Raw genomic sequence first — 18589 nt, 5'->3', positions numbered from 1 at the left:
CTGGAACAGCTCGGCGTCTGGGAAGAGATCGCGCCGGAGGCGCAGGCGATCACCGAGATGATCATCACCGATTCGCGCGCCGCCGATCCGGTGCGCCCGGTGTTTTTGACCTTCGACGGCGAGGTGGCGCCCGGCGAGCCCTTCGCGCATATGGTCGCCAACCGGGAGCTCAACGGGGCGCTGCGGCGGCGCGCCGAAAAGCTCGGCATCGACATCATCGAGGGCATGGCCGTCAGCGGTTTCGACACCAGCGGCACCGGCGTCACCGTGCATCTGGCCGATGGCGCCGCGCTGAAGGCGCGGCTGCTGATTGCCGCCGACGGCGTCAACTCGAAGCTGCGCGACATGGCCGGCATCAAGACGGTGAAATGGGAATACGGCCAGTCCGGCATCGTCTGCACGGTGGCGCACGAGCGTCCTCACAATGGCCGCGCCGAGGAACATTTTCTGCCGGCCGGCCCCTTCGCCACGCTGCCGCTGAAACCCGGCAAGGACGGGACGAACCGCTCGTCGATCGTCTGGACCGAGCGCACGGAAGACGCGCAAAAACTCGTCGATGGTGAAGAGTTCGTCTTCGAGCACGAGCTGGAACAGCGCTTCAGCTTGAAGCTCGGCGAGATCCGCGTCGCCGACAAGCCCCGCGCCTGGCCGCTCGGGTTGACCCTTGCCCGCGCCTTCGTGGCGCCGCGCATCGCGCTGGCCGGCGACGCCGCCCACGGCATCCATCCGATCGCCGGCCAGGGCCTCAATCTCGGCTTCAAGGATGTCGCGGCACTTGCCGAAGTGGTGGTCGAGGCCGACCGGCTAGGCCAGGACATCGGCGCGCTCGACGTGCTCGAGCGCTACCAGCAGTGGCGCCGCTTCGACACGCTGCAGATGGGCATCACCACCGACGTGCTGAACCGGCTGTTCTCCAACGACATCGGCCCGCTGCGCGCCGTGCGCGACATCGGCCTCGGCCTTGTCGAACGGATGCCCGGGCTCAAGGATTTCTTCATCCGCCAAGCCTCGGGCCTGTCGGGCGACACGCCAAGGCTGCTCAAGGGCGAAGCGATCTAGCGTCTCACAATTGGCCGAGGCCTAACACGGCGTCGTCATCCACGGGCGGAGCGGGAGCGAAGCGGACGCGAAGACCCGAGGATCCATTCCGTGACTTTGATCGTAGGGTGCAGCGGAGCAGAATTCTGCATCGCTGCAACGCCTATAGGTAACGGAATGGATTCTATGGTCTGCGCCACGTCGCTTCGCTCCTTGCTCCGCCATAGAATGACGACGTGAGGGGCGTTTCGGCCAATCACGAAGGCAGGCGATCCGGCCGCCACAGCTTCAGCTCAATTCACCTCGAAACCCAGCTTCTGCCGCAACCTCAGCATCCGCTGGTCGGCGATCCGCAGCCGTTGCTCGCCACCCTGCGCCACGCGGTTCAGCATCCTGAGCAGATCGTTCCGCTCATGCGGATCGAGGCGCTCGCGCAGGAACGGCGCCAGCTTGTCGATGACGATCGTCGTGTCGTCGATCTGCGCGGCGGCCCATTTGGCGTAGACGACGGCCTCGTCGGTCTTTTTCCGGCTGTCCGCAATTCCAGCAATCACCTCCCGCAGCGCGGCCTCGCGCCCCGGCAGGATCGGACCATGTTCCGAAACGATCGCGGTGATCAGCGTCGCGGCCGCCACGACGGGGTCGTCGATCGCCGTCAGCGGCGAGAGTGCTGCCTGCTTGCGCAGCTTCTTGCGGCGGATGTTGCCCTGCACGCGCCCGACGACGTCAGCGACCTCGCGCGCGGCCTCGTTCATGGCCTTCATCCGGTACCACCAGATGGCCGCGGCGCCGAGCACGCCAAGGATAGCGATCAGGAAAGGCATGCCGAATTCCCCCGAAAACCCGGCAACGATAGGAGAAGTGTGGCATCGCTTCAACACGCGACAGTTGCGGCGATGAAGAAACTCCTAATGCATGTCGGCCAAAAGCGTGCAGCGGTTTCGGCCGGCATCCAGCAGGACAAAGGCCTGCGCAATCGCCACACGCTGGCATCATGACCCCGGTATGTCGTAGATGGCCCTGACTTCGACGGTGCCGAGCTCGGCGAGCGGAATCCCGGCGGCGATGTCCAGCGCCTCGTCGAGGTCCGCCGCTTCGATCATGACGAAGCCGAGCAACTGTTCCTTGGTCTCGGCGAACGGCCCGTCGGTGACGAGCTTCCTGCCCTTGCGCCGGCGCACGGTCTTGGCCGTCTTTACCGATTGCAGCGCCTGCGCCGCGATCAGGTAGCCCTTCTTTTCCAGTTCTCTGTCGTAGGCGAGCGAATCGGCGTCGAGCTTTGCCGCCTCGCCGCGCGACAGGGCGTGGAGCTTTTCTTCCTCGTGATAGACGAGACAAAGATATTTCATCGTGTTCTTCCCGTGATTGCGATAATGACATTCGCCGGGCAACGGCGGCAGCCGGCTGCCCGCCGGCGATCCGGCCCAGAGCAATTCCAGGAAAAGTGTGTAACGGTTTTCCGTCCGGAATTGCGTAAAAACAAAGGCTTAAGCTGAGCCGGCGATTCCATGAAAAGCTGAACCGGGCTACGAGCCCGGTATGTGGTAGACGGCGCGCACTTCCAGCATGCCGATTTCGGCAAGCGGGCTGGTCGAGGCGATCTCGATGGCCTCGTCGAGGTCGCAGGCCTCGATCATGACGAAGCCGAGCAATTGCTCCTTGGTCTCGGCGAAGGGACCATCGGTGACGAGCGTCTTGCCCTTGCGCCGGCGCACGGTCTTCGATGTTGTTGCCGATTGCAGCGCTTGCGCGATGATGAGGCGCCCGCTTTTCTCCAGCCCCTTGTTGTAGGCGATCGCTCTGGCGTCGAGCTTCGCCAGCCCTCCGCTGCCAAGCGCATGAAGTTCGGCTTCCTCACCGTAGACAAGGCAAACATATTGCATCTCTATCTCCTCTGCTGGGCCGGATCATAGGACGACGCGATCAAGCTGCTGCCAGCCAGGCTCGCTTGCGCTGCGGCATGGTCGAGCAGGCCGATGGCGAGCCCGATGACGGCGACAGCCACGAGCAGGCGGCCAAAGCCCGAAGGCGGCACCTCGGCCCAGTCGGTTTCTTGTCGGAACATTCTTTTGCGAGCGGAAAACAGCGTATCCATTTTGAGCCTCCATCCGGCCATCATTTGCGTGGCCGCCCACAGGACGGCCGGACCCCGGGCAAGTCGACATTTTTGCACATGCATTTTTTTGTCGTCCGATGGCGATACCGCGCGCCGGTGTGAAAGCGCGGTGGCCTTCACGCCGGCGCGCGCTATAGTTGGCCGGGCTTTGATCACGCTCAACCGAGGAGGATTTCATGGACCGCACCGCAAACGCCGTCTGGAAAGGCAATCTGAAAGAGGGCAAGGGCACGCTGGATACGCAGAGCGGGACCTTGAAAGGCACGCCCTATTCCTTCAAGGCGCGCTTCGAGGACGAGAGCGGCAAATCGGGCACCAATCCGGAAGAGCTGATCGCGGCGGCGCATGCCGGCTGCTACGCCATGCAGCTCTCGCACTTCCTGGCCGAGAACGGCACGCCGGCGGCCGAGCTCGACGCCAAGGCGGTGGTGACGCTGGTGCCCGGCACCGGCATCACCGGCAGCGCCATCACCCTGGTCGGCAAGGTGCCGGGCATCGACGCGGCGAAGTTCAAGGAACTCGCCGAAAAGGCCAAGGCCGAATGCCCGGTGTCGAAAGCGCTCGGCGCCATCAAGGTCTCGCTCGACGCAAGGCTGGGGTGACTGGCGTATTTATCTGAGCGGCAGCGATCCTTCGCGCTGTCCCGCCAGCATTTCTGGTCAGCTACCGCCCAGCGCCTCGATCTTTGCGCGCAGCGACGCGACCTCTTCCTCGAGCGCCTTCACTCGCGCTTCGAGATCGGAATCCGATGACGACGGTTGCCACGGCGCCGCAACCGCTGCCGCCGTCATTTCCACCGGTCCACTCAGCAGATGCACATAGCGCTCCTCGCGCTGCCCGGGCGCGCGTTCGAGCAGTTGCACCAGCGGCGGCCGGCGGCCGATCATCAGGTCGAGATTGTCGCGAAGCTCCTCGATCGAGGCAAAGCGCGCCATGCGCTCCGCGCGCGCCAGCAATTCATGCGCCGTCTGCGCGCCGCGCAACAGCAGCAAACCGACGATGGCGATCTGCGGCGTCGTCAGCGAAAAACGCTGCGCCATCAGATGCTCGTAGCGCTCGACGCGGGAAGCGAAGGCCTGGCGCACCAGGCCCTTCTGCTCGAGCGTGCTCAGCGCCCGCCTGATCTCCGTCAGCTCCAGCGCCATCACCGGCTCGCGCGCCGTCTTCTGGTTGGCGGCTTGATGCGCTCCGTTGAGCGTCAGCGGATAGACGTCCGGCGTCAGTTCCTTCTTCTCGATCAGAGAGCCGAGCACGCGCGCTTCGGTGGCAGAGAGGACGGGGAGGTCGGTCATGTGAGCTATCCTTTTGAGTCCGGAGGGACAGCACCCCCCTCTGTCCTGCCGGACATCTCCCCCGCAAGGGGGGGATCGGCAGCTTCAGCGCCGTTCGTCCATTCTTGCAACGTTGAAGATTAGCGAAAGCGGGAAAGACCGCCAATCTCCCCCCTTGCGGGGGAGATGTCCGGCAGGCCAGAGGGGGTGCGAAGGGTCGCGACAGCAACAATTTGCCGCTAAATCCTTCTCTCCACCATCATCTTCTTGATCTCGGCGATCGCCTTGGCCGGGTTGAGCCCCTTCGGGCAGGTCTGCGCGCAGTTCATGATGGTGTGGCAGCGATAGAGCCGGAACGGGTCTTCCAGATTGTCGAGCCGCTCGCCCTTGGCCTCGTCGCGGCTGTCGATCAGCCAGCGATAGGCCTGCAGCAGCGTCGCCGGGCCAAGATAGCGCTCGCCGTTCCACCAGTAGCTCGGGCATGATGTCGAGCAGCAGGCGCACAGGATGCACTCGTAGAGCCCGTCGAGCTTTTCGCGGTCCTCATGGCTCTGCAGCCATTCCGTCGCGGGCGTCGGCGAGACCGTCTTCAGCCACGGTTCGATCGAGGCGTGCTGGGCATAGAAATTGGTGAGGTCCGGCACGAGGTCCTTGATCACCGGCATATGCGGCAGCGGATAGACCTTCACCGCGCCGGAAATGTCGTCGCAGCCTTTGGTGCAGGCCAGCGTGTTCGAGCCGTCGATGTTCATGGCGCAGGAGCCGCAAATGCCTTCGCGGCAGGAGCGGCGCAGCGTCAGCGTCGGGTCGATCTTGTTCTTGATCCAGAGCAGCGCGTCGAGAACCATCGGCCCGCAATCGTCCATGTCGACGAAATAGGTGTCCATGCGCGGATTCTCATCGTCGTCCGGCGACCAGCGGTAGATGCGGTATTCGCGAAGGTTGGTGGCGCCCTCCGGCTTCGGCCAGGTCTTGCCCTGCTGGACTTTCGAATTCTTGGGAAGCGTGAGTTCGACCATTACCTGCGGTCCTTTCGGATGACGAGCTTCAGCCCGGACCAGATTTCACTGACGGCCGCGACCTTGACGTCGACGAGGTCGCGCTTGAGCGCCTCGGCGCGGATGACGCCCTCGGTGACGTCCGTCGGCACTTTCGATGCCTTCTTCGGCCAGGAAACCCAGACCATGCCGTCGCGCTTGATCGCCGTCTCGATGCCGGCAAGGCCGTCCTCGATCTCGGCGCGCTGCCGGGTGAAGGCATGCACGGCATCGTATTTCTGGTTCCCTGAGATCGATGACCATTCAGGAAGCCGATCGACCCCGGCAAACGCCACGGCTTCGGCCAGGTCGCCGAGCTCCGGCGGCAGCGCGATGAAGGCGGCGACCATGCCGTCCTTCAGGCCGAGCTTGGCCGGAAGGGACGTGCCGGAATATCCCGCGGCCGCCAATGCCATGGTCAGTACACCCTGGCCTTCGGCGCGATCTTGGCCGGGTTGATGCCGCCGTCTTTTTCCGGCAGCAGCGTGTCGGTATGCACCGGCCGGTAGGTGAGCGTCACCTTGCCGTCCTCGCTGACGCGGGCCAACGTATGCTTGCGCCAGTTGGCGTCGTCGCGATCCGGGAAATCTTCCCGCGCGTGCGCACCGCGGCTCTCCTTGCGCGCCGCGGCGCCATGGACCGTGGTGATGGCGTTCGCCATCAAATTCTCCAGCTCCAGCGTCTCGACCAGGTCGGAGTTCCAGATCATCGAGCGGTCGAACACTTTTATGTCCTTGAGCTCACCCCAGATCGCGGAAATGCGCTTGCAGCCATTGTCCAGCGAGTCCTGGGTGCGGAACACCGCCGCGTCCTCCTGCATCGCCTTCTGCATCTTTTCGCGCACATCGGCCGTTGGCGTCGAGCCGTTGGCATGACGCAGCCGGTCGAAGCGATCCATGATCTTTTCGACCGAAGCCGCGTTGGGCGAAGGGATCGGCGAATTGCGGTCGATCACCTCGCCGGCCCTTATCGCCGCGGCACGGCCGAAGACGACCAGATCGATCAGCGAATTCGAGCCCAGCCGGTTGGCGCCGTGCACCGAAGCGCAGGCGGCCTCGCCCACTGCCATCAGCCCTGGCGATACGCGATCCGGACTCTTCGCCGCCGGGTTGAGCACTTCGCCCCAGTAATTGGTCGGCACGCCGCCCATATTGTAGTGGACCGTCGGCAACACCGGGATCGGCTCCTTGGTCAGGTCGACGCCGGCGAAGATCTTTGCCGACTCCGAAATGCCCGGGAGCCTTTCGTGCAGAACGGCCGGGTCGAGATGGTCGAGATGCAGGAAGATGTGGTCCTTCTTCGGCCCGACGCCGCGGCCTTCGCGGATCTCCAGCGTCATGCAGCGCGAGACCACGTCGCGGGAGGCAAGGTCCTTGGCCGACGGCGCATAGCGTTCCATGAAACGCTCGCCCTCGGAATTGACGAGATAGCCGCCCTCGCCGCGCGCGCCTTCGGTGATCAGGCAGCCGGCGCCGTAGATGCCGGTCGGATGGAACTGCACGAACTCCATGTCCTGCAGCGCAAGCCCGGCACGTGCGGCCATGCCGCCGCCGTCACCGGTGCAGGTGTGCGCCGATGTGGCGGAGAAATAGGTGCGGCCATAGCCGCCGGTCGCCAGCACCACCATCTTGGCCGAGAAGCGATGGATGGTGCCGTCGTCCAGGTTCCAGGCGACGACGCCGGTGCAGGTGCCGTCCGGCTCCATGATCAGGTCGAGCGCGAAATATTCGATGAAGAACCGCGCGTTGTTCTTCAGCGACTGGCCGTAAAGCGTGTGCAGCATGGCATGGCCGGTGCGGTCGGCGGCCGCGCATGTGCGCTGCACCGGCGGACCCTCGCCGAAATTCATCATCATGCCGCCGAACGGCCGCTGGTAGATCTTGCCCTCTTCGGTGCGCGAGAACGGCACGCCGTAATGCTCGAGCTCGTAGACGGCGGCCGGCGCCTGCTGGACCATGTATTCCTGGGCGTCGATGTCGCCCAGCCAGTCCGAGCCCTTGACGGTATCGAACAGATGCCACTGCCAGTTGTCGGGGCCCATATTGGCGAGCGAGGCGGCGATGCCGCCCTGCGCCGCCACCGTGTGCGAGCGGGTCGGGAACACCTTGGTGATGCAGGCCGTGCGCAGGCCCTGCTCGGCCATGCCGAGCGTGGCGCGCAGCCCGGCGCCGCCGGCGCCGACGATCACGACATCGAATTTGTGATCGACAAAAGTGTAGGCGGAAGCCGTTTTGTTTGCGTCCTTGGCCAAGACTTCAGCCTCCGAATGCCAGTTTGAGCAGGGCGAAGAGCGAGGCGACGCCGACTGCTGCTGAGAAGAATGTGTTGAGGGCGATCAGCGCCAGCTTCATGCCTTCGCCATGCACGTAGTCCTCGATGATCACCTGCATGCCGAGCCGCATGTGATAGAGGCCGGAGATCAGCACCAGCGCAAGCACGAGCGCCACGAACGGATTGGCGAGCGAAGCCCGCACGTCCGCATAGCCGTGGCCGTTGACCGCGATCAGAAAGCCGACGAAGAACAGGATGAGCGGGATATTGGCAATCGCGGTCAGCCTCTGGCGCCAGAAATGGCCGGTGCCTTCGCGGGCCGAGCCCAGGCCGCGCACCTTGCCGAGCGGCGTGCGCATGTCGGTGTTCTTCGCGCTCATCAGAAAGCTCCCCGCGCCGTATAGCCGGCGATCCAGATCAAAAGCGTGAGCACGATCGAGCCGGCGAGCGTCGCCCAGGCGATCTTCGAGGCGGTGTGTTTCTCGAGCCCCGCTCCGGTGTCCCACACAAGGTGGCGCAGCCCGCCCAGCATGTGGTGCATCAGCGCCCAGGTGTAGCCGAAAAGGACCAGCCGGCCGAGCCAGGAGCCGAAGGCCCAGTCGACCCAATCGAACGCGGCCTGCGAGCTCGACGCCGCGATCAGCCATGCCGCCACCAAGAGCGTGCCGAAATACAGCGCGCCGCCGGTGATGCGGTGGATGATCGACATCGTCATCGTGATCGGCGGCCGGTAGATCGTCAGATGCGGCGATAGCGGCCGTTCACGTCTGGCGACTGCGTGGGTGGCTGGTGATTTGCTCATGGCTCCCCCAGTTCGGCGTCCCGGAGCCTCGAAGGGCGCGGCTTTTGCCGTCTCCATATATGGCTTCGGATAGGCGGTTTCTAATGCTCTTTTTGCACCGCGTCAAAGCCGGAAAATCGTTTTGGAAACATCATTTAGTCTGACAAAAGGCGGCGATTCCGCTTCAATCGATTAGCGCGCGATGCGAAGCCGGCGAAGTGCGGTATGCCGATGAAGATTGACCTCGTTACCGTCTGCAGGTGAGTGGCCTCGAACCCTTCTTCATGACCAGCGCTTCGCCCCCGTCGATCACGATTGCGTCATGCGTCGCCGCTTGGTAGCGGCTGCTCTGGTTGGCGGGCGACGCCGCAAACTCCTCGGTCCAACCATCCGGTCCTGCCACACGCAGCGACGTGCCGAGATTCTGGATGGAGATCATGCCGCCATTGCCGCATTTGTAGGTGGCCATGCCGATACTTGATCGCGGCACGGTAAGGTCGGTAGTGATCTTGGTCGCAGATGCCGCAGGCGTTGCCGATGCTGCAGGCGGTGCAGGTGCCGGAGACTCCGCGGGTGCGGTGGACTGCTGAGCCGAAGCAGGCGGGACCGCAGTCGATGCCGCTTTCGGCGCGCCGTCCTGGGACACGCAGCCTGCGGCAACGAGAAACAGCGGGATACCGAGCAACACCCGAACCCTGTGGCCATACGTCATGTGCTGCACCTTTCGTGCGCGGCACGCTAGCCACGCGGCACGGCAAGATCAAGTTCACCCCGAGTCAGCAGGTCGGGGCAGGCGAGCCGCTTGATGCCTGCGTGGCTTGGGCCTTCTCACCAGAATTAACCATATTCATTAAGATCCGGCACCGAAGGCGGTCCGCCTCTTAACAAAGGTTAAGAAAGGGTTAATTTCTGATTCGGACGAAGTCCGGGCCGTGGCCTTGAGGTCGCGCCGGTGAACGGAGGACAAAATGCGTTCGAATTCAGTGCTGGCTTGCCTTGCGGCGATTGCGGCGATGGCCGTCGCTTTTGCCACGCCGTCGGAAGCCGGCTTGCGCCACCACGACCGCGTCTATGCCGATTCCTTCGGCAATCTCGTCATCGACAGCGCCGCCGGCTACAAGCGCATCATCGTCGGCGAGGGCAGGCACGCCAAGGAGCTCTCGAACTTTACCGGTGCCGGCCAGCCCGACGTCATCTACGACTCCGACGATGCCGGCGCGCCGGGCTGCTACCAGCCGCCGGTGTTCGTGAAGGGCCGCTCCTATATGTACGGGCTTTCCGACGGCGAGATGCCCAACCTCAGCCCTTGCCGCTGAGCGCCTTGGCCTGCCGCACCACGAGTCCGGGCGATACGCGGACGCAGTCGCGGCCGGCATTCTTGGCCGTGTAAAGGGCCTCGTCGGCGCGCCGCAGGAGATCTGAAAAGCCCTCGTCCGCGGCAAGCTCGGCGACGCCGAAGCTCGCGCTGCAGCGACGATCGACGGACAGGCCGTCGATCGGCAAAGTGCCGAACGCGCTGCGCGTACCCTCCGCGAACAGGCGTGCGGCGGCAAGATTGGTGCCGGGCAGGATGATGGCGAACTCCTCGCCGCCGATGCGGCCGGCGACATGATGTTCGGCCGCCGCCTCGCGCAGCAGGCCTGCAAAGGTCTCGATGACGCGATCGCCGCTGGCATGGCCGTAGCTGTCGTTGATGGCCTTGAAGTGGTCCAGATCAGCAATGACCAGCGCCACCGGAACACCCTGGCGCACGGCGTCCCGCAAGGCGAGCTCGGCATGACGTTCGAAACCGCCGCGATTGAGCAGCCGTGACAGCGTGTCGATCTCCGATTTCGACGTCGCCTCGGCCAGCACGTCGCGCACCAGCAGGGCGAGCGCAAGCAGCGCCAACGCCAGGCCGAACACGGTGCCGAGCGACTGCGACACCAGCGCATAGCCCGTCTGCACGTAGGATTGCGGATCGGCGCCCCATCCTCCGAGCGCGCCGGCGATGAACGGCTTCGAAGCGAACTGCACGGCGCTCGCCGCCAGCACCGCCATCAGCGCGTAATCGAGCCGCCCGAGCCTCTGCCTGGACGAGAGAGAACGATGCCGAGGGCGGCAAACTGCATGGCGGCATAGGGAAGCTGATAGGCCATCATGCGGTTGAGCGAGTGGCGCGGCAGATCCTGCACCAGATAGACGGCGACCGAGGCGACAGCCAGGAAGAACAGCATCGGCGCCCAGGGTGGGGTCACGCCATATCTATAGGCAAGCCCGCCATTGAAGGCGATGGTCGCGCCGAGGAAGACGGCGAAGGCGACGACCACCGGCAGCCGGGCGTCGGCAAAGGCGGGGATGCTGAATTCGATGGCGAAATAGGCCATGCCGAGCCCATAGCTGAAGGCCAGCCAGCGCGCCGACACGCGCCCGACGTCATGGATGGCGATCGCCATGAAGGCCGTCGCCAGCAGCCCGGCGACGGACAGATTGATCATCAGGATGAAATCAGCGCTGCCCATGTTCCTTCGATGCCCCTCGGACAGAAAACCATCGACGGGCGAAAAAGCCGTTAACGCAGGCCGCTGATTCAGCCGACGCTGACCGCTGCTGGCACGAAGGCGGTTTCAGGCCGCTCGTAGGAGAGACGGACGCTGTCGCGGCCGTTCCTCTTGGCCTTGTAGAGCGCCTCGTCGGCGCGCCGCATCAGCGGCATCAGCCTTTCGTTGCCGGTGCGGGCGGCGACGCCGAAGCTCGCGGTCAGCCTGATGCCGGAGGGAAGCCCATCGACCGCGCCCGCCGAATAATAGGCGCGGATCGCTTCCGCGAACAACCGCGCCGAGGCGAGATCGCTGAGCGGCAGGAGCACGGCGAACTCCTCGCCGCCGATGCGGCCGGCAGCGCCCCGCGTACCCGTGGCAAAACGCAGCTTGGCGGCGAAATCGACGATCACCCTGTCGCCCGCCTCATGTCCGTGCCGGTCGTTGAGCGCCTTGAAGTGATCGAGATCGGCAAGCACCAGAGCGACGGGGGATCCTGTTTTGGCGCATTGATCAAGCAGCAACGCTGCCCGTTCCTCGAAGCCCCGGCGGTTGAGCAGCCCCGACAGCGGGTCGGTATGGGTTTCGGCCTTCAAAGCCTTCATCACGTCGAGCGCCGCCGCCGTGAACAGGCAGAGCGCCGTCAAGAGCGATAAAAGCGCATGCGAGAGCAGCGCCGTCGTCCAATAGGACGAGCCGTAGAAGCCATCATAGCTCGGGAACGGACCATGCGCGATGACGACGATCAGGGTACGGGCGATGAAGTTCAGCCCGGAAAGCAGCGACAGCACGAACAGGATTTTTTCGGTCGGCCCATTGTTGCGCACGGCCCTGAGCTCGGCGGCGACCAGCAGGCTCAAGGCGCCGAAACCGAAATTCATGGCAAGCACGCGCCAGGTGAGATCGGGCTGGACGAACATGAACCATGCGAAAGCGGCGAGCCCGCCGCCGGTCATGATGCCGATGCCGATATAGGGCACGCGCCGACCGAAGCGCGCGACGATGGCGCTGGAAAGGCAGCATGCGGCGATCGTGAAGCATATGTTGGAGATCAGCTTGGTCGCCACGACGCCGACCGGAAGCGTGAAATATTGCAGCAGGAAGCCCGAGGCCGACAGGCAATAGCTCGCCGCCAGCGCCGCCAGATACGGGCGGTGGCGCTGATAGAACCACAGCACGAGGAACGCGGCGCCAAGCGCCAGCGCTATCGTCGGGTTGAGCAGCGCTATGAGCAGACCGGTGTCCAACGGACCGTAACTTTCCCCAAACTTACCCTGGGGAGATGCTAGTCCGGAAGCGCAAACAAGCAGTTAAGCGGAAGCTGACGCAGGTGCAATCTTGCTTCGGCCTAAAGCATGTCTCCCGAAAGTGGGAGCCGGTTTCGGGACCAAGACATGCGTAAAATCAAAAACCTAAAGCGCACGGAGCGAATCTGAAAGATCGCGACGCGCTTTAGCGTGAAAAACCCCGAACCGCGACGCGGTCCGGGGTTCGGTGACGGGATAGCCGCGGTGTCCTATTTCCAGTCGCGGATGTCGACGAAGTGGCCGGCGATCGCCGCCGCCGCCGCCATGGCCGGCGACACCAGATGGGTACGGCCCTTGAAGCCCTGCCGGCCCTCGAAATTGCGGTTCGAGGTCGAGGCGCAGCGCTCATGCGGCTTCAGCCGGTCGTCATTCATGGCCAGGCACATCGAGCAGCCCGGCTCGCGCCAGTCGAAGCCGGCGGCGACGAAGATCTTGTCGAGACCCTCGGCTTCCGCCTGCTCCTTGACCAGTCCGGAGCCCGGCACGATCATCGCGTTGACGCGCGGATTGACCTTCTTGCCCTCGACCACCTTGGCGGCGGCGCGCAGGTCCTCGATGCGGCCATTGGTGCAGGAGCCGATGAAAACGCGGTCGAGCGCGATGTCGGTGATCTTGGTTCCCGGCGTCAGCCCCATATAGTCGAGCGCGCGCAGCTTGGACGTGCGCTTGTTCTCGTCGGCGATATCGGCCGGATTGGGCACGGAGCCCTGCACCGAGACGACGTCCTCGGGCGAGGAGCCCCAGGAGACGATCGGCGGCAGTTTTTGCGCGTCGAGCACGACCACCTTGTCGAAATGCGCGCCTTCGTCGGAATGCAGCGTCTTCCAATAGGCGAGTGCCGCATCCCATGCCGCGCCCTTCGGCGCGCGCGGCTTGTCCTTGACATAGGCGAAGGTGGTCTCGTCCGGCGCGATCAGGCCGGCCCGCGCCCCGCCCTCGATCGACATGTTGCAGATCGTCATGCGGCCTTCCATCGACAGCGAGCGGATCGCTTCGCCGGCATATTCGATGACGTAGCCGGTGCCGCCGGCGGTGCCGATCTCGCCGATGATGGCAAGGATGATGTCCTTGGCGGTGACGCCTTCCGGAAGCTGGCCGTCGACACGCACCAGCATGTTCTTGGCCTTGCGCTGGATCAGCGTCTGCGTCGCCAGCACATGCTCGACTTCCGATGTGCCGATACCATGCGCCAGCGCACCGAAAGCGCCGTGCGTCGAGGTGTGGCTGTCGCCGCAGACGATGGTCATGCCGGGCAGCGTAAAGCCCTGCTCCGGGCCGATGATGTGGACGATGCCCTGGCGGACGTCGTTCTCGGAGTAATATTCGATGCCGAAATCCTTGGCGTTCTTGGCCAGCGCCTCGACCTGGATGCGGCTTTCCTCGTTCTTGATGCCGAACTTGCGCTCGGGCGAGGTCGGCACATTGTGATCGACCACGGCCAGCGTCTTTTCGGGATGCCGGACCTTTCTGCCGCTCATGCGCAGGCCTTCGAAGGCCTGCGGGCTGGTGACCTCGTGGACGAGGTGGCGGTCGATATAGAGCAGGCAGGTGCCGTCGTCCTGGCGGTCGACGACGTGGTCGTCGAAAATCTTGTCGTAGAGGGTGCGCGGTGCGCTCATGTGCGTAAATCCGTCGATTTCGAAAATGGGAAAAGCTGGCCGGGACTTTGAAGCCGGCAAAGCGATTGGGGTCAGTCGGCCTCAGCTAAGTCGGCTGGTCAGCGCGCCGCAGACGCGCGCGGCAAATCGCGACGGCAGGCGCTTTCTGTCCTGCAGCACGAAACCCTTGTAGGCCGGATCGCCGAATAGCTCTTCCATGGCGGGGTAAATAGCAATGTTTTGGCTTTTCGGCAATTGGCGCGACGCCCCCTTCTCCCCTTGTGGGAGAAGGTGTCGCCGAAGGCGACGGATGAGGGGTGTTCCAGGGAACGCCAACGTCTCACTCCGCTGGAACACCCCTCATCCGTCTCGGCGCTATCGCGCCGATCCACCTTCTCCCACAAGGGGAGAAGGGAAGGCCGCGCTCACAGCACCTCGAACACAAGCGTCTTCACCAGCGCCTCCGGGTCGCCGATCGCGTAGCAGCGGAACCACGGGCTTTGCTCGACCAGCCGCCACTTCCTCGCCTGCGTGAGATCGTCGAACACAGCCTGAAATCCGCCGCTCTCGAACACCTGGTCGCGCACGGTGAAGATGGCGTGGCCGCCGCTCTTCGTGACGCGCACCAGCTCGTGCAGGCCGGAGGCAGGCGCGTGGCCGATGGTGAAGACGCCGGTCGAGAAGAAGGCGCGGAAATGCCTGTCCGGCCAAGGCAGCGGACCACCGAGCATCGCCTTCTTCAGCTCGCTGTAGGCCTGGCGGCTGCCGGCGAGCTTCAGCATGTCGTCGGAAAGGTCGAGCCCGGCGATATCGCCATAGCCCAGCGCCTTCAGCGACGGCCCCGACAGGCCGGTGCCGCAGCCTGCATCGAGCAGTGGGCCATCGCCCGTCGGCACATGGCGAGCCACCCAGGCGGCGATGAGGAAGGGCAAGAGATAGCCGAGCGAGGCGGTTTCGCTGTCATAGGTCGCCGCCCATTCGGCATAGGCCTTGGCGAGCGCTTCCGGCGTCTCGGCCGAATAGACGGAGTCCAGCGCCGCATCGGCCTTGTCGAAATTCATGGATCGGTTCCTCCTCACCGGATGCAGGCCGTGCAAAAGCGCGGCGGCGCGGGAAGACGGCATGCGTCCGGCAACGACAAACCGGGATCGTAGCGCGGTCTTCGCCGGGCCGCTATGCCTCGTTCTGCCGGCGCAGCCGCTGCTCCAGCGCTCGCAGCGCCAGCGACAGGCCGACGGTCAGGATGAGATAGATGTAGGCGACGATCGAATAGGTCTCGAAGAAGCGGAAGGAACCGGCGGCGTAGACCTTGCCCATCTGGGTGATGTCGGCGACGCCCAGCACCGAGACCAGCGAGGAATCCTTGACCATGGCGACGAAGTCGTTGCCGAGCGGCGGCAGGATGGTGCGGATCGCCTGCGGGAAGACGATCAGCCGGAAACGCTGCACGCGCGTCAGGCCGAGCGCTTTGGCGGCTTCGATCTGACCCTTCTCGACCGACTGGATGCCGGCCCGGAACACTTCCGAGATGAAGGCCGAATAGCCGATGGTGAGCGCCATGATGGCGCGCCAGAGCAGTGAGACGTCGCGCACCAGGAGTTCGCCCATCAAGCCGGCGCTCTGCAGCGGCGCCGTCAGCGCGTTCCACGCCGCGACGAAGGCCGGCGCCCCGGCAAAGGCGATCCAGAACAGGAGCACCAGGATCGGCACGCCGCGGATGATCTCGACATAGAAGCGCGCGACCTGCCGCAGCCATTGCGAACCGGACAATGCCATCAGCGCGATGCCGAGGCCAAACGTCGAAGCCAGCGCGAAGGCGACGACCGTGACGAAGATGGTGATGCCGATGCCCTTGGCGACCGTGGCGAAGACCTGGGCGTAGAGGTCGCTCGCGGCGATCGCCAGCGCCGCGATCAAGGCGAGCACAAGGGCGGCGGCCAGCCACCAGGGGAACTCGGATTTGGCGGTGGAGGTTGCGGCGGGCATCAGGCGGCGTCGACGGCATAATTGTTAATGCCGCGTTCCGGCACACCCCCCTCTGCCCTGACGGGCATCTCCCCCGCAAGGGGGGAGATCAGATGTCGCTGCGGCTTTCGCCAATAACCGACGTTGAGGGAAAGGCGCCGTGGATCAAGCTGCCAATCTCCCCCCTTGCGGGGGAGATGTCCGGCAGGACAGAGGGGGGTGGGAAGGAATGAGGCTTTCGCGGCTTTCCGCCCGTAGCCGTTGCGCACCGCCCGCGCCAAAACGAGCTACTGCCCCATCTTGTAATCAAGGAACCACTTCTTGTTCAGCGCATCGAGCGTGCCGTCGGCTTTAAGCGCGGCGATCGCGGCGTTGACCGGCTTCACCAGGTCGGAGCCCTTCGGGAAGATGAAGCCGAAATCCTCGGTGCCGAGCGGCCCGCCGATCAGCTTGAGCTTGCCCTCCGAAGCATCGACATAGCCCTTGCCGGCGGTGCCGTCGGTGAGCACGACATCGACGTCGCCCGACTTCAGCGCCTGCACGGTGGCGCCGAAAGTCTCGAACAGTTTTATCCGCGGGTTCTGCTCGTTGCCGTCGAGCACGCTGTAGACGGCGGTGTAGAAGGGCGTGGTGCCGGGCTGGGCGCCGATCAGCCCGTCCTTGAAGGCGCCGAAGCTCTTGGCGTCGGTGAAGCGGTTCTCGTCGCCGCGCACCAGCATGAACTGCTCCGAACGCATATAGGGGTCGGAGAAGTCGACCTTCTCCTTGCGGTCTTCCTTGATGGTGATGCCGGTCATGCCGATGTTGTACTGGTTGTCGGAAACCGCCTGGATCATCGCGTCCCAGGAGGTGTTCTGGTACTCGACCTTGAAGTTCAGCCGCTTGGCGATCTCGTCCATCGCGTCATACTCCCAGCCGATCTGCTTGCCAGTCTTCTTGTCGATGAACTGCAGCGGCGGATAGGCGTTTTCGGTCACCACCACAACCTTCTTGCCGCCGAGATCGGGCAGCGCATCGGCGAGCGCCGCGACGGGCGCGAGAAGGCAGGCCACCATGGCGGCCAGCAACAGTTTCGACTTGGTCATGACAAACTCCCCGAATGTGATTGGCCGCGCAATCCTCGCGCGCCAGGACAAGGCGCCGACTTTAGCTTTCCGCAAGCGCCTTGCAAGCCGATCCGCTGCGACGTTCCGCGCCTACATGGATTCCATTGCTTCCGAAAGATGAATTCTAGAACGGACGTTGCTGCGATCAGTCCTGATCGGCGGCGGCCTCGCGCAGTCCGGCGACCAGCCGGGTCAGTGTGCCGTGCAGGGCTTTGAGCTCGGCGCGTTCCAACGGCATGCTGCAGGCAAGCGCTGCCTGAACATCCTTCATGTTCGCGCGCAGCGCCTGGCCTTTTGCCGTCGGCTCGACCAGCACCCGGCGTTCGTCGGCGCTGTCGCGCCGGCGGGTGACGAGGCCGCCCGCCTCCATCCGCTTGATCAGCGGGGTCAATGTCGCGGAATCCAGCCCCAGCGCCTCGCCAAGCTCGCCCACCGTCATCGGCGAACGCTGCCACAGCGCCAGCATCGCCAGATATTGCGGATAGGTGAGGCCGAGCGGATCGAGCAGCGGCCGGTAGAGCTTCGTCATCAGCCCGCTTGCCGAATAGAGCGCGAAGCAGAGCTGCTGGTCGAGACGCGGAACGGCGAGCGCCCCGGCGGCGGTATCCGCCGGGGCGTCGCTGGGCCTGGTTTCGAGCTTCGTCGTCATGCCGCCTTTGCCGCGAGCGCCACCGTGGAAAGCGCCACATCGATATTGCCCCGGATGGCGTTGGAATAGGGGCAGACCTGGTGCGCTTCCGATACAAGCGCTTCCGCGCCCGCCTGATCAAGGCCTTTCGTTTCGGCAGCCAGCGCGACGCCGAGCCTGAAGCCTCCCTGGTCGTTCGGATAGAGGCTGACCGTTGCCGTCACCGCCGCATCCTGAAGCGGCAGCTTCTGCTTTCGCGCAACGAAGCGGATCGCGCTTTCGAAGCAGGCGGCATAGCCGGCGGCGAAAAGCTGCTCCGGATTGGTTGCGCCGCCCTGCCCGCCGAGTTCCTTCGGCATCGCCAGATCGAGTTTGAGCAGACCGTCGCTGGTCTCGGCATGACCCGCGCGGCCACCGACGACGCGAGCCTGGGCGGTGTAGAGTGCTGACATCTTTGTCTCCATTTATCTTGTGCACGATTATTTAGTGTACAAGATAATAGGATGTCAAGGGCGCCGGCGCTGGAATCCTTTGGGGCAGAAATCGGAACCGCTGGCGGGACAGCACCCCCCTCTGGCCTGCCGGCCATCTCCCCCGCAAGGGGGGAGATCGGATGTTCCGCGACTTTCGCCAATTGTCGACCTCCACGGGAGGACGCGGCGCCGAAGCTGCCAATCTCCCCCCTTGCGGGGGAGATGTCCGGCAGGACAGAGGGGGGTGTGAAGGAACGCGACGCTGCTTGCCCGGGAGGTCGAGCAGACCCGTGGTCAAAACGAAAAAAGGCGGCCGAAGCCGCCTTTCCGAAACGCGTCTATCGAAAAGCCTTACTCGGCCGAAGCGGCCTCGGCAGCCTTCTTCTCGGCGGCGTCCTGCGCTGCCTTCTCGACGGCCAGCGCCTCGGCGGCGGCGACCTTCTCGGCCTCGATGCGGGCGCGCTCGGCGTTCAGAGCGT

The 18589-nt window shown here is 64.5% G+C and carries 21 protein-coding genes and 2 pseudogenes; 3 read left to right on the top strand and 20 right to left on the bottom strand.

The window, feature by feature from the left end; translation table 11 throughout:
- Positions 1 to 1059, top strand: a 1059-nt coding sequence (locus EOA29_RS06460; protein WP_127220525.1) for a ubiquinone biosynthesis hydroxylase, incomplete at its 5' end; no start/stop codon positions are given.
- Between the two features lie 272 nt (positions 1060 to 1331).
- Here the strand turns inward: EOA29_RS06460 and EOA29_RS06455 are convergent.
- The 4 genes from EOA29_RS06455 to EOA29_RS06440 all read right to left on the bottom strand — a co-directional run bounded on the left by EOA29_RS06455 (position 1332) and on the right by EOA29_RS06440 (position 3133).
- On the bottom strand, positions 1332 to 1862 hold the full coding sequence (locus tag EOA29_RS06455) for a hypothetical protein (protein WP_126091220.1): 531 nt from the start codon (positions 1860 to 1862) through the stop codon (positions 1332 to 1334).
- 168 nt (positions 1863 to 2030) lie between these two features.
- Positions 2031 to 2387: a YciI family protein gene (locus EOA29_RS06450; protein WP_126091219.1), complete on the bottom strand. Its 357-nt coding sequence runs from the start codon at positions 2385 to 2387 to the stop codon at positions 2031 to 2033.
- A gap of 177 nt (positions 2388 to 2564) precedes the next feature.
- Positions 2565 to 2921, bottom strand: a complete 357-nt coding sequence (locus EOA29_RS06445; RefSeq protein ID WP_126091218.1) for a YciI family protein — start codon at positions 2919 to 2921, stop codon at positions 2565 to 2567.
- Between the two features lie 2 nt (positions 2922 to 2923).
- On the bottom strand, positions 2924 to 3133 hold the full coding sequence (locus tag EOA29_RS06440) for a hypothetical protein (RefSeq protein ID WP_126091217.1): 210 nt from the start codon (positions 3131 to 3133) through the stop codon (positions 2924 to 2926).
- Between the two features lie 197 nt (positions 3134 to 3330).
- Here EOA29_RS06440 and EOA29_RS06435 point away from each other — a divergent pair, with 197 nt between their 5' ends.
- The gene (locus tag EOA29_RS06435) at positions 3331 to 3756 is read left to right on the top strand and encodes an OsmC family protein (protein WP_059189445.1); all 426 of its coding nucleotides are present in this window, start codon (positions 3331 to 3333) and stop codon (positions 3754 to 3756) included.
- A gap of 57 nt (positions 3757 to 3813) precedes the next feature.
- Here the strand turns inward: EOA29_RS06435 and EOA29_RS06430 are convergent, their stop codons facing one another.
- The 7 genes from EOA29_RS06430 to EOA29_RS44000 form a co-directional block, all read right to left on the bottom strand.
- On the bottom strand, positions 3814 to 4446 hold the full coding sequence (locus tag EOA29_RS06430; protein ID WP_126091216.1) for a DUF480 domain-containing protein: 633 nt from the start codon (positions 4444 to 4446) through the stop codon (positions 3814 to 3816).
- Between the two features lie 218 nt (positions 4447 to 4664).
- Entirely contained in the window at positions 4665 to 5444 is a 780-nt protein-coding gene (locus EOA29_RS06420) for a succinate dehydrogenase iron-sulfur subunit (RefSeq protein WP_126091215.1), read from the bottom strand.
- Positions 5444 to 5878 carry a DUF3052 family protein gene (locus tag EOA29_RS06415; protein WP_126091214.1) on the bottom strand — a complete coding sequence of 145 codons (435 nt, stop codon included), beginning with the start codon at positions 5876 to 5878 and terminating at the stop codon, positions 5444 to 5446. The genes EOA29_RS06420 and EOA29_RS06415 overlap by 1 nt, the downstream gene beginning before the upstream one ends.
- A gap of 2 nt (positions 5879 to 5880) precedes the next feature.
- Positions 5881 to 7713 carry a succinate dehydrogenase flavoprotein subunit gene (gene sdhA, locus EOA29_RS06410; protein ID WP_126091213.1) on the bottom strand — a complete coding sequence of 611 codons (1833 nt, stop codon included), beginning with the start codon at positions 7711 to 7713 and terminating at the stop codon, positions 5881 to 5883.
- 4 nt (positions 7714 to 7717) lie between these two features.
- Positions 7718 to 8113: a succinate dehydrogenase, hydrophobic membrane anchor protein gene (sdhD, locus tag EOA29_RS06405; protein WP_126091212.1), complete on the bottom strand. Its 396-nt coding sequence runs from the start codon at positions 8111 to 8113 to the stop codon at positions 7718 to 7720.
- On the bottom strand, positions 8113 to 8535 hold the full coding sequence (sdhC, locus tag EOA29_RS06400) for a succinate dehydrogenase, cytochrome b556 subunit (RefSeq protein ID WP_126091211.1): 423 nt from the start codon (positions 8533 to 8535) through the stop codon (positions 8113 to 8115). The genes sdhD and sdhC overlap by 1 nt, the downstream gene beginning before the upstream one ends.
- A 226-nt stretch (positions 8536 to 8761) precedes the next feature.
- Positions 8762 to 9004 (bottom strand): hypothetical protein, encoded by a 243-nt coding sequence (locus EOA29_RS44000; protein ID WP_348628860.1) that lies wholly within the window; start codon positions 9002 to 9004, stop codon positions 8762 to 8764.
- Positions 9005 to 9482: 478 nt separating this feature from the next.
- Here EOA29_RS44000 and EOA29_RS06390 point away from each other — a divergent pair, with 478 nt between their 5' ends.
- Positions 9483 to 9830 carry a hypothetical protein gene (locus tag EOA29_RS06390; RefSeq protein ID WP_126091209.1) on the top strand — a complete coding sequence of 116 codons (348 nt, stop codon included), beginning with the start codon at positions 9483 to 9485 and terminating at the stop codon, positions 9828 to 9830.
- Here EOA29_RS06390 and EOA29_RS06385 read toward each other — a convergent pair.
- The 9 genes and pseudogenes from EOA29_RS06385 to EOA29_RS43995 all read right to left on the bottom strand — a co-directional run.
- A pseudogene (locus tag EOA29_RS06385) lies at positions 9814 to 11015 on the bottom strand (GGDEF domain-containing protein). The gene EOA29_RS06390 and the pseudogene EOA29_RS06385 overlap by 17 nt on opposite strands.
- Before the next feature lie 68 nt (positions 11016 to 11083).
- Positions 11084 to 12280, bottom strand: coding sequence for a GGDEF domain-containing protein (locus EOA29_RS06380; protein WP_126091208.1), 1197 nt, complete (start codon positions 12278 to 12280; stop codon positions 11084 to 11086).
- Positions 12281 to 12549: 269 nt separating this feature from the next.
- Positions 12550 to 13959 carry a 3-isopropylmalate dehydratase large subunit gene (gene leuC, locus EOA29_RS06375; RefSeq protein WP_126091207.1) on the bottom strand — a complete coding sequence of 470 codons (1410 nt, stop codon included), beginning with the start codon at positions 13957 to 13959 and terminating at the stop codon, positions 12550 to 12552.
- A 404-nt stretch (positions 13960 to 14363) separates the two neighbouring features.
- Positions 14364 to 14999, bottom strand: coding sequence for a class I SAM-dependent methyltransferase (locus EOA29_RS06365; RefSeq protein ID WP_126091206.1), 636 nt, complete (start codon positions 14997 to 14999; stop codon positions 14364 to 14366).
- A 112-nt stretch (positions 15000 to 15111) separates the two neighbouring features.
- Positions 15112 to 15924: an amino acid ABC transporter permease gene (locus EOA29_RS06360; protein WP_126091205.1), complete on the bottom strand. Its 813-nt coding sequence runs from the start codon at positions 15922 to 15924 to the stop codon at positions 15112 to 15114.
- A gap of 266 nt (positions 15925 to 16190) precedes the next feature.
- Positions 16191 to 16988: a transporter substrate-binding domain-containing protein gene (locus tag EOA29_RS06350; protein WP_126091204.1), complete on the bottom strand. Its 798-nt coding sequence runs from the start codon at positions 16986 to 16988 to the stop codon at positions 16191 to 16193.
- A 166-nt stretch (positions 16989 to 17154) separates the two neighbouring features.
- Positions 17155 to 17658, bottom strand: coding sequence for a MarR family transcriptional regulator (locus EOA29_RS06345; protein ID WP_126091203.1), 504 nt, complete (start codon positions 17656 to 17658; stop codon positions 17155 to 17157).
- Entirely contained in the window at positions 17655 to 18089 is a 435-nt protein-coding gene (locus EOA29_RS06340; protein ID WP_126091202.1) for an organic hydroperoxide resistance protein, read from the bottom strand. Before EOA29_RS06340 ends, EOA29_RS06345 begins: the two co-directional genes overlap by 4 nt.
- A gap of 372 nt (positions 18090 to 18461) precedes the next feature.
- Positions 18462 to 18589 (bottom strand): annotated as a pseudogene (locus EOA29_RS43995) (50S ribosomal protein L19); the annotation flags it as partial.

Origin of the sequence: Mesorhizobium sp. M1E.F.Ca.ET.063.01.1.1 (assembly GCF_003998155.1) — a bacterium.
Lineage (GTDB): Bacteria > Pseudomonadota > Alphaproteobacteria > Rhizobiales > Rhizobiaceae > Mesorhizobium.
Note: the sequence above shows the minus strand (reverse complement) of the source record. Positions and strands in the feature narration are given on the sequence as shown.

Excerpts from the sequence above, each read along its gene's own strand:
- EOA29_RS06360 (WP_126091205.1), bottom strand. The coding sequence starts at position 15,924 with ATGCCCGCCGCAACCTCCACCGCCAAATCCGAGTTCCCCTGGTGGCTG.
- EOA29_RS06455 (WP_126091220.1), bottom strand. The coding sequence starts at position 1,862 with ATGCCTTTCCTGATCGCTATCCTTGGCGTGCTCGGCGCCGCGGCCATC.
- EOA29_RS06450 (WP_126091219.1), bottom strand. The coding sequence starts at position 2,387 with ATGAAATATCTTTGTCTCGTCTATCACGAGGAAGAAAAGCTCCACGCC.
- EOA29_RS06340 (WP_126091202.1), bottom strand. The coding sequence starts at position 18,089 with ATGTCAGCACTCTACACCGCCCAGGCTCGCGTCGTCGGTGGCCGCGCG.
- EOA29_RS06435 (WP_059189445.1), top strand. The coding sequence starts at position 3,331 with ATGGACCGCACCGCAAACGCCGTCTGGAAAGGCAATCTGAAAGAGGGC.
- leuC (WP_126091207.1), bottom strand. The coding sequence starts at position 13,959 with ATGAGCGCACCGCGCACCCTCTACGACAAGATTTTCGACGACCACGTC.
- EOA29_RS06365 (WP_126091206.1), bottom strand. The coding sequence starts at position 14,999 with ATGAATTTCGACAAGGCCGATGCGGCGCTGGACTCCGTCTATTCGGCC.
- EOA29_RS06420 (WP_126091215.1), bottom strand. The coding sequence starts at position 5,444 with ATGGTCGAACTCACGCTTCCCAAGAATTCGAAAGTCCAGCAGGGCAAG.
- sdhC (WP_126091211.1), bottom strand. The coding sequence starts at position 8,535 with ATGAGCAAATCACCAGCCACCCACGCAGTCGCCAGACGTGAACGGCCG.
- sdhD (WP_126091212.1), bottom strand. The coding sequence starts at position 8,113 with ATGAGCGCGAAGAACACCGACATGCGCACGCCGCTCGGCAAGGTGCGC.
- EOA29_RS06345 (WP_126091203.1), bottom strand. The coding sequence starts at position 17,658 with ATGACGACGAAGCTCGAAACCAGGCCCAGCGACGCCCCGGCGGATACC.
- EOA29_RS06350 (WP_126091204.1), bottom strand. The coding sequence starts at position 16,988 with ATGACCAAGTCGAAACTGTTGCTGGCCGCCATGGTGGCCTGCCTTCTC.
- EOA29_RS06390 (WP_126091209.1), top strand. The coding sequence starts at position 9,483 with ATGCGTTCGAATTCAGTGCTGGCTTGCCTTGCGGCGATTGCGGCGATG.
- EOA29_RS06415 (WP_126091214.1), bottom strand. The coding sequence starts at position 5,878 with ATGGCATTGGCGGCCGCGGGATATTCCGGCACGTCCCTTCCGGCCAAG.
- EOA29_RS06430 (WP_126091216.1), bottom strand. The coding sequence starts at position 4,446 with ATGACCGACCTCCCCGTCCTCTCTGCCACCGAAGCGCGCGTGCTCGGC.
- EOA29_RS06440 (WP_126091217.1), bottom strand. The coding sequence starts at position 3,133 with ATGGATACGCTGTTTTCCGCTCGCAAAAGAATGTTCCGACAAGAAACC.
- EOA29_RS06445 (WP_126091218.1), bottom strand. The coding sequence starts at position 2,921 with ATGCAATATGTTTGCCTTGTCTACGGTGAGGAAGCCGAACTTCATGCG.